Annotated in this window: 13 protein-coding genes and 1 pseudogene; 10 read left to right on the top strand and 4 right to left on the bottom strand. The window is 73.0% G+C overall.

Features of this window, described 5'->3' with window-relative positions; all coding sequences use genetic code 11:
• The first annotated feature begins 161 nt into the window (after positions 1–161).
• The 10 genes and pseudogenes from ACGFH9_RS13175 (at position 162) to rdgB (ending at position 7,640) form a co-directional block, all read left to right on the top strand.
• Positions 162–1,709: a hypothetical protein gene (locus ACGFH9_RS13175; protein WP_393218158.1), complete on the top strand. Its 1,548-nt coding sequence runs from the start codon at positions 162–164 to the stop codon at positions 1,707–1,709.
• A 147-nt stretch (positions 1,710–1,856) separates the two neighbouring features.
• On the top strand, positions 1,857–2,147 hold the full coding sequence (gene clpS / locus ACGFH9_RS13180) for an ATP-dependent Clp protease adapter ClpS (protein WP_234581506.1): 291 nt from the start codon (positions 1,857–1,859) through the stop codon (positions 2,145–2,147).
• Complete coding sequence (locus ACGFH9_RS13185) at positions 2,144–2,650, top strand: DUF2017 domain-containing protein (protein ID WP_393218161.1); 507 nt, start codon at positions 2,144–2,146, stop codon at positions 2,648–2,650. Before clpS ends, ACGFH9_RS13185 begins: the two co-directional genes overlap by 4 nt.
• 46 nt (positions 2,651–2,696) lie before the next feature.
• Positions 2,697–3,185, top strand: coding sequence for a Mov34/MPN/PAD-1 family protein (locus ACGFH9_RS13190; RefSeq protein ID WP_393218163.1), 489 nt, complete (start codon positions 2,697–2,699; stop codon positions 3,183–3,185).
• 66 nt (positions 3,186–3,251) lie between these two features.
• A pseudogene (locus ACGFH9_RS13195) lies at positions 3,252–3,551 on the top strand (MoaD/ThiS family protein); the annotation flags it as partial.
• 137 nt (positions 3,552–3,688) lie between these two features.
• Complete coding sequence (locus tag ACGFH9_RS13200; RefSeq protein ID WP_393218165.1) at positions 3,689–4,654, top strand: PLP-dependent cysteine synthase family protein; 966 nt, start codon at positions 3,689–3,691, stop codon at positions 4,652–4,654.
• Positions 4,655–4,879: 225 nt separating this feature from the next.
• Positions 4,880–5,623 carry an MBL fold metallo-hydrolase gene (locus tag ACGFH9_RS13205; protein ID WP_393218168.1) on the top strand — a complete coding sequence of 248 codons (744 nt, stop codon included), beginning with the start codon at positions 4,880–4,882 and terminating at the stop codon, positions 5,621–5,623.
• Positions 5,624–5,836: 213 nt separating this feature from the next.
• Positions 5,837–6,178 (top strand): glycosyltransferase, encoded by a 342-nt coding sequence (locus tag ACGFH9_RS13210; protein ID WP_393218331.1) that lies wholly within the window; start codon positions 5,837–5,839, stop codon positions 6,176–6,178.
• Between the two features lie 9 nt (positions 6,179–6,187).
• On the top strand, positions 6,188–6,916 hold the full coding sequence (gene rph, locus ACGFH9_RS13215; RefSeq protein WP_393218170.1) for a ribonuclease PH: 729 nt from the start codon (positions 6,188–6,190) through the stop codon (positions 6,914–6,916).
• A gap of 106 nt (positions 6,917–7,022) precedes the next feature.
• Positions 7,023–7,640, top strand: a complete 618-nt coding sequence (gene rdgB, locus ACGFH9_RS13220; protein ID WP_393218172.1) for an RdgB/HAM1 family non-canonical purine NTP pyrophosphatase — start codon at positions 7,023–7,025, stop codon at positions 7,638–7,640.
• Positions 7,641–7,704: 64 nt separating this feature from the next.
• On the opposite strand, the gene hutH is transcribed toward rdgB, so the two are convergent.
• The 4 genes from hutH to ACGFH9_RS13240 are packed head-to-tail and all read right to left on the bottom strand — an operon-like array spanning position 7,705 to position 12,963.
• A complete protein-coding gene (gene hutH, locus ACGFH9_RS13225) occupies positions 7,705–9,243 on the bottom strand; it encodes a histidine ammonia-lyase (protein ID WP_393218174.1) in 1,539 nt (512 codons plus the stop codon).
• Positions 9,240–10,424 carry an imidazolonepropionase gene (gene hutI / locus ACGFH9_RS13230; RefSeq protein ID WP_393218177.1) on the bottom strand — a complete coding sequence of 395 codons (1,185 nt, stop codon included), beginning with the start codon at positions 10,422–10,424 and terminating at the stop codon, positions 9,240–9,242. Before hutI ends, hutH begins: the two co-directional genes overlap by 4 nt.
• Positions 10,421–11,776: a formimidoylglutamate deiminase gene (locus ACGFH9_RS13235; RefSeq protein WP_393218334.1), complete on the bottom strand. Its 1,356-nt coding sequence runs from the start codon at positions 11,774–11,776 to the stop codon at positions 10,421–10,423. Before ACGFH9_RS13235 ends, hutI begins: the two co-directional genes overlap by 4 nt.
• Positions 11,773–12,963, bottom strand: a complete 1,191-nt coding sequence (locus ACGFH9_RS13240; protein WP_393218337.1) for an allantoate amidohydrolase — start codon at positions 12,961–12,963, stop codon at positions 11,773–11,775. The genes ACGFH9_RS13235 and ACGFH9_RS13240 overlap by 4 nt, the downstream gene beginning before the upstream one ends.
• Positions 12,964–13,019 lie beyond the last annotated feature (56 nt).

Below are 13,019 nucleotides of genomic sequence, written 5' to 3' on the forward strand. Positions count from 1 at the left end.
TATCGTCACGCGCCGAAGTTGAGTAGTCGCACAATTACCGGTGAGTATCTGCGGTATTCGTCCTGGTCGGCCGGCCCAAAGTACTCTTCGGGCATCCGGGTGATGTCACCGGAATTTCCATGCGACCGGCGCGCCGGTCGCCAGCCCCGGGAGGCCACCCGATGCAGCAGGGCCCTCTCCCCTCGCTCGACTCGTCCGGCGACATGGCCAGCTCAGCCGATCTGCCGAGCTGTGGCCCGCTGCCCACCGAGCTCGAAGTGTCAGGTCCCCGGGCGGACGAGCCGCTCGGCGTGGTCGCGGTCGGTCCCGCCGGCGCCGACCGGCGTGCCGTGCTCGCCACCCTCGTCGGCCTCGACCCGGTGATGCTCACCGTGCCGGCGGGCAGTTGGCTGGTGGTCCGGCACGCCAAGGTGCCGACGCGGGCGGCGTTCGTCCCCGGCTACCGCCAGCCGCACTCGTACGGCGCCGACCGGGACGCGGCCGGCCCGGCGTTGGCCCGCCCGCCACGGCGCGTCGAGCTGAGCGTGCCCGAGCCGCTGCTGCGTCACTTCACCCTGCTCGACACACCGGACACCGGCGCGCTCGGGGTGGCCGGCGTCCGGGTGCTACGCGACGCAGTCGGCCGGGCCGGCGCGCTGCTCTTCGTCATCGCGGCCGACCAGGCGTTCACCGCCCAGGAGCTGAACCTGCTCGCCGAGGTGGCCGCGGCCCCGGTGGAGGTCGTCTTCGCGGTGACGGCCGGCACGGCCGGTTGGGCTCCTCTGACCGACGGCGCGGCGACGGACGACACGGGGGCGTCCGTTGCGTCGGCGGCTGGTCGGGCCGGCGAGGTGGACCCGGTCGCGGTGACCGTCGAGGCGCACCGGGCGGCGCTGCTCGCGGCCGTCCCGGCCCTCGCGGGTGCGCGCTGGTTCCCTGCCGACGGTCCCGAGGCCGCCGCCGACCTGCGTCGGGCGCTGGTGGGCTGGTCGGCGACGGAGGGGTTGCAGCGGGCCAGCGCCGAGCCCCCGGTGTTCCCCGGCCAGCACGATCGCGTGACGGTGGCCGCCGACCCGGGCGACTGGTCCGAACGGCTCGACCGGCGGACCCGTTCGTGCTCCCAGCGGATTCGCCAGCACCTCGCCCTGGAACTGGCGAACATCCATCTGCGGGCCGTCCAGGAGATCGTCTTCGGGGTCGGCTGCGCCGGACTGCCGGATCTGCTCGACCGGGAGATGGCGGCACTGTCGCTGCTGGCCACCGCGCAGTGCGACCAGGCGGTGCGGGGCATCGTGTCCGACGCCACCGCCCAGGTCCTCGGCGCGGCACCAGCGGAGGGGGTTCGCCGTCGGATCGTCACCGCCGTGCAGTACGGCCTGGCCGACCATCGCGCGGGGCGGGACCTGGACCGGGTCCTGCTGGTCACCAGCACGGCGGGTGTCGCCGGGCTGACCGGCACCGAGGCGATCGACGCGCTCGCCGGCTATCCGACGGCGACCCGCGACGAGATGCTTCCGCCGGTCGCGGTCGCGCTCTCCGGCGGGTGCTGGCAGCAGTGGCGTACCCCGGGAAACGACAACCACAGCGCGGCGCGGGCCTGGTCCCAGCGGGCGCTGCGCGAAGTCGAGTTGGAGCTTTCCCGCGAGATCTCCCGGCGCTTCGAGGTGATCCGCCTCTCGCTGCACGGGGTGCTGTCCGACGCGCTCGACCACGGCATTCTGCTCGCCTGACGCGTGACAGTCGTGTGGCTCGACCCCGCTCCGCGCTTCGCATCCGACGAGGTGCGAGGCAGCTTCGCGGTGGGCACGACGGGCGATCCGTATTCGTCCGGCGTTCCGGTTCTTCGGTTCCGGCAAACCGGTGGCACGATGGGGGGCATGGCGGCTCCACAGGTTGCACCGGTCGAGACGCCGGCCACTGACGAGGTGCCGGCGCCCGACCGGCAATGGGTGACGATCGTGTGGGACGACCCGGTCAACCTGATGACGTACGTGACCTGGGTCTTCCAGAAGCTGTTCGGCTACAGCCGGGAGAGGGCGGAACAGCTCATGTTGGACGTGCACCACAAGGGTCGCGCCGTGGTGTCCACGGGTGCCCGCGAGCGCATGGAGCACGACGCGTCGCAGTTGCACGCGTACGGCCTGTGGGCGACCGTGGATCGCTCATGAGCATGTTCCGGCGGCAGGCGGGCCGTTACGTCGCCACCTTCGCCGTCGACGAGGTGCGGGTACTGCGCAAGGTCGCCAACGAGGTGGTCGGTCTGCTCACCGACGGGTTCGACCACACCGACCCGGTCGTCGACCGGCTGTTCCCGGCGGCGTACCCCGAGGACACGGCCAGCACCGCGGAGTTCCGCCGCTACACCGAGGGCGACCTGAAGACCGCGAAGATCGACCAGGCCGGGGCCATCCTGGCCGCGCTGCCCGACGAGGCCGGCGGTGAGGTGCGGCTGGACGCCGAGGCGGCCGAGGCGTGGCTGCGGGCGCTCAACGACGCACGACTGGCGATGGGCGTCCGGTTGGAGATCAAGGACGGCACGGATCTGGGCGAGGAGCTGGACGACGCGGTGACTGAGGACCCGGGGTCCAGCCGGGTGTTCCAGCTGTCGGTCTACGCGTATCTCGGGTATCTCCAGGAGTCCCTGCTCAACGCCTTGATCGACGAGGCGTGACCCGCACCACTTCAGGGCCCGCGTCGTAGGCGTTAGGCTGGTGCACGTGCTGAGCATCGACCGGTCGATCATCGACGCGATCGTCGCCCACGCGCGCCGGGACCACCCCGACGAGGCGTGCGGCGTCGTCGCCGGTGCCGTCGGCAGCGACACCCCGACCCGGCACATTCCGATGGACAATGCCGCACGGTCCATGACCTTCTACGAGTTCGACTCGATGGAGCACCTGCGGGTGTGGCGGGAGATGGACGACCGGGACGAGGAGCCCGTCGTCATCTACCACTCGCACACCGCGACCGAGGCGTTCCCGTCCCGGACGGATGTCTCCTTCGCCGGTGAGCCGGGCGCGCACTACCTGCTCGTCTCGACCCGGGAGCCCGACTCGGAGGAGATCCGGTCGTTCCGGATCGTCGACGGCGTGGTGACCGAGGAGCCGGTCCAGATCGTGGAGGCCGGGGTCGATCCGCACGCCGTGCAGTCCTACATGTTCGGGCAGAGCCCGGCGACGGTCGACTACGAGTGTTCCGGCCGCTGACCCGTCAGCGTCCGCACCCGATTCTTCCCGTCACCGTTGGCACACCCGATCAAGGAGCACGACATCATGGCCATCGAAGTTCGCATCCCCACCATCCTGCGTAGCTACACCGGCGGCGCCAAGGTCGTCGAGGGCGCCGGCGACACGCTGGGCGACCTGCTCACCGACCTGGACGCCCGGCACGCCGGGCTGCGTGGCCGGCTGGTCACCGACGCCGGCGTGCTGCACCGCTTCGTGAACGTCTACGTCAACGACGAGGACGTCCGCTTCCTCGGCGCGCTCGACGCGAAGCTCTCCGACGGTGACAGCGTCACCATCCTGCCGGCCGTGGCCGGCGGCGCGTTCGGCTTCGCGGCGGCAGCGGCGATCAGCTCGCACAGCGCGGCGGCAGCGGCGATCAGCTCGCACAGCGCGGCGGCAGCGGCGATCAGCTCGCACAGCGCGAGCGGGGACAGCGCGGCCGCGGCTCGCGACGCCGTCGCCGCCCGCTGAGGGAGGCCGCCATGGCGCGGTACGACAGCCTGCTCGACGCTTGTGGGGGTACGCCGCTCGTCGGTCTGCCCCGGCTCTCGCCGACGGTGCCCGACGGCGCTCCGGCGGTGCGGCTCTGGGCCAAGCTGGAGGACCGGAACCCCACCGGCAGCATCAAGGATCGCGCGGCGCTGTTCATGGTGCGCGCGGCGGAGGAGGCCGGCCGGCTCCGGGCGGGTGACACCATCCTGGAGCCGACCAGCGGCAACACCGGTATCTCGTTGGCCATGGTGGCCAAGCTGCGCGGGTACCGGCTGGTCTGCGTGATGCCCGAGAACGTCTCCACCGAGCGGGTCCAGCTGCTTCGTATGTACGGGGCGGAAATCATCTTCTCGGAGGCGGCCGGCGGCTCCAACCAGGCCGTCGCGACGGCCAAGCTGATCGCCGCCGACCACCCGGACTGGGTGATGCTCTACCAGTACGGCAACGAGGCCAACGCGCGGGCGCACTACGAGACGACGGGCCCGGAGTTGCTGCACGACCTGCCCACCATCACGCACTTCGTGGCCGGGCTGGGCACCACCGGAACGTTGATGGGCACCGGACGCTACCTGCGCGAGAAGATCGAGGGCATCCAGGTCGTGGCGGCCGAGCCGCGCTACGGCGAGCTGGTCTACGGGCTGCGCAACATCGACGAGGGATACGTGCCGGAGCTGTACGACGCTTCCGTCCTGTCCCGGCGTTTCTCGGTCGGCACCCGGGACGCGGTGCTGCGTACCCGTCAGCTCGTCGAGGTGGAGGGCATCTTCGCCGGGTTCTCCACGGGCGCGATCCTGCACGCCGCGCTCGCGGTGGCCCACGAGGCGGTTCGCGACCGCCGGCGGGCCGACGTGGCGTTCGTGGTCTGCGACGGTGGCTGGAAATACCTGTCCACGGGCGCGTACGGCGGCACCCTCGCGGATGCCGAGGACGCGCTGGAGGGGCAGCTCTGGGCCTGATCGCGGGGTCTGTGCTGGACGGGCCGTCGGCGTACTCGTCGATGGCCCGTTCCCGTGCCCGGCTCGCTGTGAGCAGGTGTCACGTTCGTGACAACTTCCAACGGATGATTCTTGTCCTCGGGTAGCTCAGCGTAGGCTGCGCAGCGTGGCGTACGCGTCGGTAGAGATCATGGCCGGTACGACCGCCGGCAGGAATACTACTGACAGTGACTGTGAGAAAACCCGATGCGACTGACCGTCCTTGGGTGCGCCGGCAGTTTCCCCGGCCCCGAGTCACCGTGCTCCGCCTACCTCGTCGAGGCTGACGGCTTCCGTCTCCTGGTCGACTTCGGTTCGGGGTCGTTGTCCAGCCTCCAGCGGTACGTGGGGCTGCACGCCCCGGACGCGATCCTGCTGACCCACCTGCACTGTGACCACATCCTCGACGCCGTGACGTACGTGGTGGTCCGCCGGTACGCCCCCGAAGGCCCCCACCCGGCGCTGCCGGTGTACGCCCCGGCCGGCGCCCCGGACCGGCTCGCCGCCGCCTACGGCGACGACGGCACGGTGGACGACGTCTACCAGTTCTACGCGCTCCAGCCGGGCACGTTCCCGATCGGGCCGTTCACGGTGACCGTCGACCGGGTCAACCACCCCGTCGAGACGTACGGCGTGCGGTTGGAGCACGGCGGCCGCTCGTTGTGCTACTCGTCGGACACCGCTCCCTGCGACGCGTTGCTGCGGCTGGCCCAGAGCGCCGACGTGTTCCTGTGCGAGGCCAGCTACCTCGACGGCGCGGACAATCCTCCGGATCTGCACCTGACCGGGCGGGAGGCGGGTGAGATGGCGACGAAGGCGGCGGTGGGTCGGCTGCTGCTCACCCACCTGGTCGCGGCCTGGGGCAGCGAGGCGCACACGCTGGAGTCGGCTGCCACCGCGTACACCGGGCCGCTCGAGGTGGTCCGGGCGGGCGCCAGCTACGACATCTGACCGCGTCGCGGCCACCTGTGTCGTCGATGGCCCGGTGTTGTGCCGTACTGTTCGCCGGCCGGTCAGCGGGCGGTCGCCTGACGCACCCGTGACACCCGCACGGTGTGGACATGCGGATCGCCATCGTGACCGCGTCGTTCCCGCCGGACGTCAACGGCGTCGCGCACTCCGTGGTGCGCACGGCGGAGCACCTGTTGTGCCGCGGTGGCCGCGCTGCTCGCCAGCGCGGACGTGGTGCTGGCACCCGGCCCGGTGGAGACCTTCGGCCTGGCCGGGCTGGAGGCGCTGGCCTGTGGCACGCCGGTGGTGGTCAACGCTGCCAGCGCGTTGCCCGAGGTGGTCGGCTCGACCGGCCTGGCCGCGTACGGCTCCGGAGCGTCGCTGGCCGAGGCCGTGCTGCGCCTCGCGGCCCGCCCGGAGGCCCAGCGGCGGCGGGCCGCCCGGGCGCGGGCTGAGGAGTTCGGCTGGCCGGCGGCGGTCGCCGGGTTCCTCGAGGCACACGGCGCGGACGTGCCGCGGGACACCCAGGTCGAGGGGGATCGCCGCACCGCATAGGGTGCAGGCATGGCGCGACCTGACGGGCGAGGGCCCTCTCAACTTCGACCGGTGACCCTGACCCGTGGCTGGAGCACCCACCCGGAGGGCTCGGTGCTCGTCGAGTTCGGCGGCACCCGGGTGCTCTGCACGGCGAGCGTCACCGAGGGCGTGCCCCGCTGGCGCAAGGGCTCCGGGCTCGGCTGGGTGACCGCCGAGTACGCGATGCTGCCCCGGGCCACCAACACCCGCTCCGACCGGGAGAGCGTCAAGGGTCGCGTCGGTGGGCGTACCCACGAGATCTCCCGGCTGATCGGTCGCAGCCTGCGGGCCAGCATCGACCTCAAGGCCCTCGGCGAGAACTCGATCGTGCTCGACTGCGACGTGCTCCAGGCCGACGGCGGTACGCGGACCGCCGCGATCACCGGCGCGTACGTCGCGCTGCACGACGCGGTGGGCTGGCTGGCCGCCCGTAAGGCCCTCGCCGGCAAGCCGGAGAAGGTCATGCACCGCTCGGTGGCCGCCGTCAGCGTCGGCATCATCGCCGGGGAGGCCCGCCTCGATCTCTGCTACGAGGAGGACGTGGCCGCCGAGGTGGACATGAACGTGGTGTGCACCGGCGCGGGCGACTTCGTCGAGGTGCAGGGCACCGGCGAGGCCGGCGTGTTCGCCCGGGACCAGCTCGACAGCCTGCTCGACCTGGCCGTGGCCGGGTGTGCCGAGTTGGCCGAAGCCCAGCGAAAGGCTCTCGTCTCGTGAGCGCGAGGAGTGAGCTTGCGAGCCCCGCAGTCGCGAACAAAGGTGAAACTGTGAGCGGGAGGAGTGAGCTTGCGAGCCCCGCAGTCACGAACAGAGGTTTTTCAGCATGAACAAGGTCCTGCTGGCCACGCGGAACCGTAAGAAGCTGGTGGAGCTTCAGCGGATTCTGGACGGCGCGCTCGGCGCGCACCGGATCGCCCTGCTCGGCCTCGACGACGTCGAGGAGTACGCGGAACTGCCGGAGACGGGCCTCACCTTCGGCGAGAACGCGCTGATCAAGGCGCGGGAGGGCTGCCGGCGTACCGGGTTGCCGACGATCGCCGACGACTCGGGCATCGCCGTGGACGCGTTGAACGGGATGCCGGGGGTGTTCAGCGCCCGGTGGGCCGGCAAGCACGGCGACGACCAGGCCAACCTCCAGCTCGTGCTGGACCAGATCGCCGACGTGCCGGACGAGCACCGGGCGGCGTCCTTCGTCTGCACGGTGGCGCTGGTGCTGCCCGGCGGCAAGGAGCACCTGGTCGACGGCCGGCAGCCCGGCCGCGTGCTGCGCGCCCCGCGCGGCGACGGCGGGTTCGGCTACGACCCCATCTTCCTCGGTGACGGTCAGGAGCGCACCAACGCCGAGTTGACCCCGACCGAGAAGGACGCGGTCAGCCACCGGGGCAAGGCGCTGCGCGAGCTGGCCAAGCTGGTCGCCAAGGTATTGCCGCCCGCCTCCTGACGGACGGGCGCGAGGTGCTGCCGCCCGCCGCCTGACCCGCGGCGGACGACAGCGACCGCGCAGGTCAGCCCAGCGGGCCGACTTCCCGTTCGATGGCGGCGCGCAGCTCGGGTCCGGCGACGACGGCGCGAGCCGCCTCCATCACCGGTGCGAGGAACACGTCCGGGCCGGGTGCGCCGGCCGCCTGGCCGAGGGCGGCGACGGCGGCCCGACCGGCCGGCGACGGCACCAGCGGTTCGCGCAGTTGCAGACCGCGCACGCCGGCCAGCAGCTCGACGGCGAGCAGGCTGGTCAGGTTGTCCAGCACGGTGCGCAGCTTCTTGGCCCCCGCCCAGCCCATCGAGACGTGGTCCTCCTGCATGCCGCTGGTGGGCAGCGAGTCCACCGACGCGGGCGCGGCCAGCCGCCGGTTCTCCGCGACGATCCCGGCCGCCGTGTACTGGGCGATCATCAGCCCGGAGTTGACCCCGGCGTCGGGGGAGAGGAACGCGGGCAGCTCCCGTGAGCGGGTGACGTCCAGTAGCCGGTCCACCCGCCGCTCGGCGATCGCACCCACCTCGGCGGCGGCGATGGCGAGGAAGTCGGCGGCGAAGCCCAGCGGCGCGCCGTGGAAGTTCCCGGTCGACTCGACCCGTCCGTCGGGAAGCACCACCGGGTTGTCCACGACGGACACCAGCTCCCGGGCCGCGACCGTGCGGACGAAGTCCAGCGTGTCCCGGGCCGCGCCGGCCACCTGCGGCGCGCAGCGCATCGAGTACGCGTCCTGCACGGCGTGCGCCAGATCGTCGCGGTGTGAGTCCATCACGCGGGAGTCCTGCAACAGCCGGTGGATGTTCGCCGCGGACGTCGCCTGGCCGGGGTGCGGGCGGATGGTGTGCAACTCGGGCAGGAACGGCCGCTCCGAGCCGAGCATCGCCTCGATGGCGAGCGCGGCGGTCACGTCCGCCATCGCGAAGAGGTGCCCCGCGTCGTGGATCGTCAGCAGCAGCATGCCGAGCATGCCGTCGGTGCCGTTGATCAGCGCCAGCCCTTCCTTGGCGGCCAGCTCGATCGGCTTGAGCCCGTTGGCGGCCAGCACGTCGGCCGCGTCCTGCCGCTCGCCGGTCGGGCCCAGCACCCAGCCCTCGCCGAGCAGCACCAGTGCGCAGTGCGCGAGCGGCGCCAGGTCACCGGACGCGCCCAGTGAACCGTGCTCCGGCACCCACGGGGTGATGTCGTGGTTGAGCAGGTCGACGAGCGCCTCGGCGACCAGCGGCCGGACCCCGGAACGGCCCAGGGCGAGCGAGCGTACGCGCAGCAGCATCATGGCCCGGACCACCTCACGCGGCATCGGGGCGCCCACCCCGGCGGCGTGCGAGCGGATCAGCGCGTGTTGCAGCTCGGCCCGCCGCTCCGGGGCGACGAAGGTGTTCGCCAAGGCCCCGAATCCGGTCGACACGCCGTACACCGGTCGTCCGTCGGCTTCGATGCCGTCCACGATCGCGCGGCTGGTCGCCATCGCGTCCCGGGCGGCCGGGTCGAGGACGACCGTGGCGGTGCCACGGGCCACCGCGAGCACGTCGTCGGCGGTGATCCCGGTGGGCTGGATGGTCACGTGCGTCATTGCGGTACTCCGTTGCGTATTACCTGGCGGATCAGGGGGACACCGGGCCGGTAGGCCAGGTGCAGGTACGAGGGGGCGTCCAGGACGACCAGGTCGGCCCGCGCGCCGGGAGTGAGCACGCCGACGTCGTCGCGGCGCAGCGCCCGCGCGCCACCGGCGGTGGCGGCCCAGACCGCCTCCGCCGGGGTCATCCGCATCTCGCGGACCGCGAGGGCGATGCAGAAGGGCATCGACGAGGTGTACGACGATCCGGGGTTGCAGTCCGTCGCCAGCGCCACTGTCACACCGGCGTCGAGCAGCCGGCGCGCGTCGGGGTACGGCGAGCGGGTGGAGAAATCGGCACCCGGCAGCAGGGTGGCGACGGTGCGGGTCCCGAACCCGTCGCTGTGGGCCGTGCCGGCGAGCGCGTCGACGTCCGCGTCGCTCAGGTGGGTGCAGTGGTCCACGCTGGCCGCGCCCAGTTCGACCCCGAGCTGCACGCCGGGCCCGGGGCCGAGCTGGTTGGCGTGCAGCCGTACGCCCAGGCCGACGGCCTGCCCGCAGGCGAGGATGGCACGGGCGTGGTCGATGTCGAAGGCGCCCCGCTCGCAGAACACGTCGATCCACTTGGCGTGCGGCGCGGCGGCGGCCAGCATCGGCCCGCAGACCAGCCCGACGTAGTCGTCCGGCCGGTCGGCGTACTCGGCGGGGACGACATGCGCGCCCAGGAAAGTCGTCTCACTGCTGGACTCGGCGGCGATCCGCAGCGAGCGGGCTTCGTCGGCGACGCTCAGCCCGTACCCACTCTTGATCTCCATGGTCGTGGTGCCCTGGCGCAGCGCCTCCCCGCACAGCCGGCGCACGTTGGCCCGCAGCTCGCCGTCGGTGGCGGCCCGGGTCGCGCCGACGGTGGTCCGGATGCCGCCGCCGGTGTACGGCTCGCCGGCCATCCGGGCGGCGAACTCGGCGGCCCGGTCCCCGGCGAAGACCAGGTGGGCGTGGCTGTCCACGAAGCCGGGCAGCACGGCGGCCCCGCCGACGTCGATCCGTCGGTCGGCGACCGGCGCGTACGCGGACGGCCCGACCCAGGCCACCTGGCCCTCCTCGACGAGGACGGCGGCCTTGCGGCGGATGCCCAGCGAATCCGCGCCGATGCCGTTGGTGACCAGCTCCCCGATGTTGTCGACCAGCAGCGTGCTCATGAGGGAATCACCGCCTCGATCGACGCCGACAGCTCGGCCGGTACGTCCACGCTCAGGTGCCGGCCCTCGGCCACCACCACCCGGCCGTCCACCACGACCTGATCGACGTCGGCCGCGCCGGCCGCGAAGAACGCCCCCACCGGCGGCACTCCGGCGGTACTGGCGCTGTCGAGCCGAACCGTCACCAGGTCGGCGCGGGCGCCGACGGCGATGCGTCCGGCGTCGGCCCAGCCCAGCGCGGCGTGCCCGGTGGCGGTGGCGGCGTTGAGCAGGTCGACAGGGGTGAAGTGGCCGCGGCGACGGGTGCGCAGCCGCTCGTCCAGCTCGACGGCGCGGGCCTCCTCGAACAGGTCGATCACGGCGTGACTGTCGCTGCCCAGGCTCAACCGGATTCCCGCGTCGGCCATCCGACGGGCCGGGCCGATGCCGTCGGCGAGGTCCCGCTCGGTGGTGGGGCAGAGGCACACGCCGGTCCGGCTGTCGGCGAGCAGGGTCAGGTCCGCGCTTGTCGGGTGGGTGGCGTGCACGGCTGTGGTGTCCGGCCCGAGCACGCCGTGCTCGGCGAGCAGCGCGGCGGGCGTACGCCCGTGCACGGCCCGGCACTCGTCGTTCTCGGCGGGCTGTTCGGAGAGGTGCACGTGCAGCGGGGTCTGCCGGTCGCGGGCCCAGTCGGCGACCGTCCGGAGCTGGTCGGCGGGGACCGCCCGGACCGAGTGCACGGCCGCGCCGACCCGCACGTGGGAGTCCGTCGGCGCGAACGCCCCTGCTCGCTGTGCCCAGCGGGCCGCGTCGCCGTCGCCGAAGCGCCGCTGCGGGCCGGCGAGCGGCCGACCATCCACGGTGGAGGTCAGATAGCAGGTGTCCAGCAGGGTGAGCCGGACACCGGCGTGTGCGGCGGCCTCGACTAGCGCCGCTCCCATCGCGTTCGGGTCGTCGTACGCGCCGCCGTCGGGCCGGTGGTGCAGGTAGTGGAACTCACCCACGCAGGTGATCCCGGTGAGCGCCATCTCGGCGTAGACCGCCCGGGCCAGCGCCAGGTAGGTGTCCGGGTCCAGCCGGTCCGCGACGGCGTACATCCGGTCCCGCCAGGAGAAGAAGTCACCCCGCCCACCGTGGGTACGCCCGCGCAGGGCCCGGTGGAAGGCGTGCGAGTGCACGTTGGCCAGGCCCGGCACCGTCAGACCGGGCAGCGGCACGGCGTCGGCGTACACGTCGACCCCGGCCCTCGGCCCCCCGACGGCGGCCAACGCGGTCACCCCGGTGATCCGGCCGCCGTCCGTCTCGATGAGCACCTCGGGAGTGGGCTCGGCGAGGTTGGGCAGCCAGGCGTACTCGGCCAGCCAGCGGGTCAGCGGCATGTCAACTCCTCGAGCACCCGGGCCAGCGCGCGCACCCCGGCGGCGCAGTCGTCGTCGCTCGCGGCCTCGGCGGGGGAGTGCGACACGCCTGTCGGGTTCCGCACGAACACCATCGCCGTGGGCAGGTGCGCCGCGAGCACCCCGGCGTCGTGCCCCGCCCCGGTGGGCAGCACCGGCGCGTCCAGCAGCGTCGCCAGCCGCTGGGCCAGGTCGCCGTCGAAGGCGACCAGCGGGGTCACCGACTCCTCGGTGACCGTCACCTCCGTACCGTCGCGGCGGGCCCGCTCGGCGAGCTTGGCGCGGACCGCGTCGACCAGCCCGGTCAGCGTCTCCGGGTCGGCGGCGCGGGCGTCCAGCCAGCCGGTCACCTTCGACGGAATGGCGTTGGTGGCGTTGGGTTCCACGGCGACCCGACCCACGGTGGCGTGCGCGCCGCGCAGCCGGGCCTCCTTGTTGGCGGCCAGCACCGTGAACGCGTAGGTCAGCATCGGGTCGCGGCGGTCCTCCATCCGCGTCGTACCCGCGTGGTTGCCCTCACCGACCACGTCGAAGCGCCAGCGGCCGTGCGGCCAGATCGCGCTGGCCACCCCGACCGGCGCGTCCGCGTCGACGAGCGCGCGGCCCTGTTCGACGTGCAGCTCCACGAAGGCCCCGAAGCGGCCCAGCAGCTCCGGGCGGGCGCCCGCCGGCCGCCCGCCGAGCGCGTCGGCGAAGCTCACCCCGGCCGCGTCGCGCAGGCCGGCAGCGCGGTCGGCCGTCAGCGCGCCGGTGAGCAGCCGCGACCCCAGGCAGGGTACGCCGAAGCGCGCGCCCTCCTCCTCCACGAACGCGGCCACCACCAGCGGCCGGATCGGGGTGACGCCGGCGGCGCGCAGCTCGTCCACGGCGAGGAACGCGCTGACGATGCCGAGCGGACCGTCGTACGCCCCGCCGTGCGGCACCGAGTCGAAGTGACTGCCGGTCAGCACCGCGTCGGCGCCCTCCGGGTCACCCCAGTGGGCGAACAGGTTGCCGTTGCCGTCCTCGCTGACCGGCAGGCCGCGACGGTCGGCCTGCCCGTGGAACCAGGCCCGTAACCGGTGTTCCGGCTCGGTCAACGCGTACCGCAGGTAGCCGCCGCTGTCGGCGTCCCGCCCGACCGGCGCGATCTCGTCCCACAACGCCCGGAACCGGCCGGGCAGGTCGTCGGTGACGGCACCTTCGTTGTTCGCGACTGCGGGGCTCCGCTGCGCTGCAC

The sequence above is a fragment of the Micromonospora sp. NPDC049102 genome (assembly GCF_043197485.1).
Classification (GTDB): domain Bacteria; phylum Actinomycetota; class Actinomycetes; order Mycobacteriales; family Micromonosporaceae; genus Micromonospora.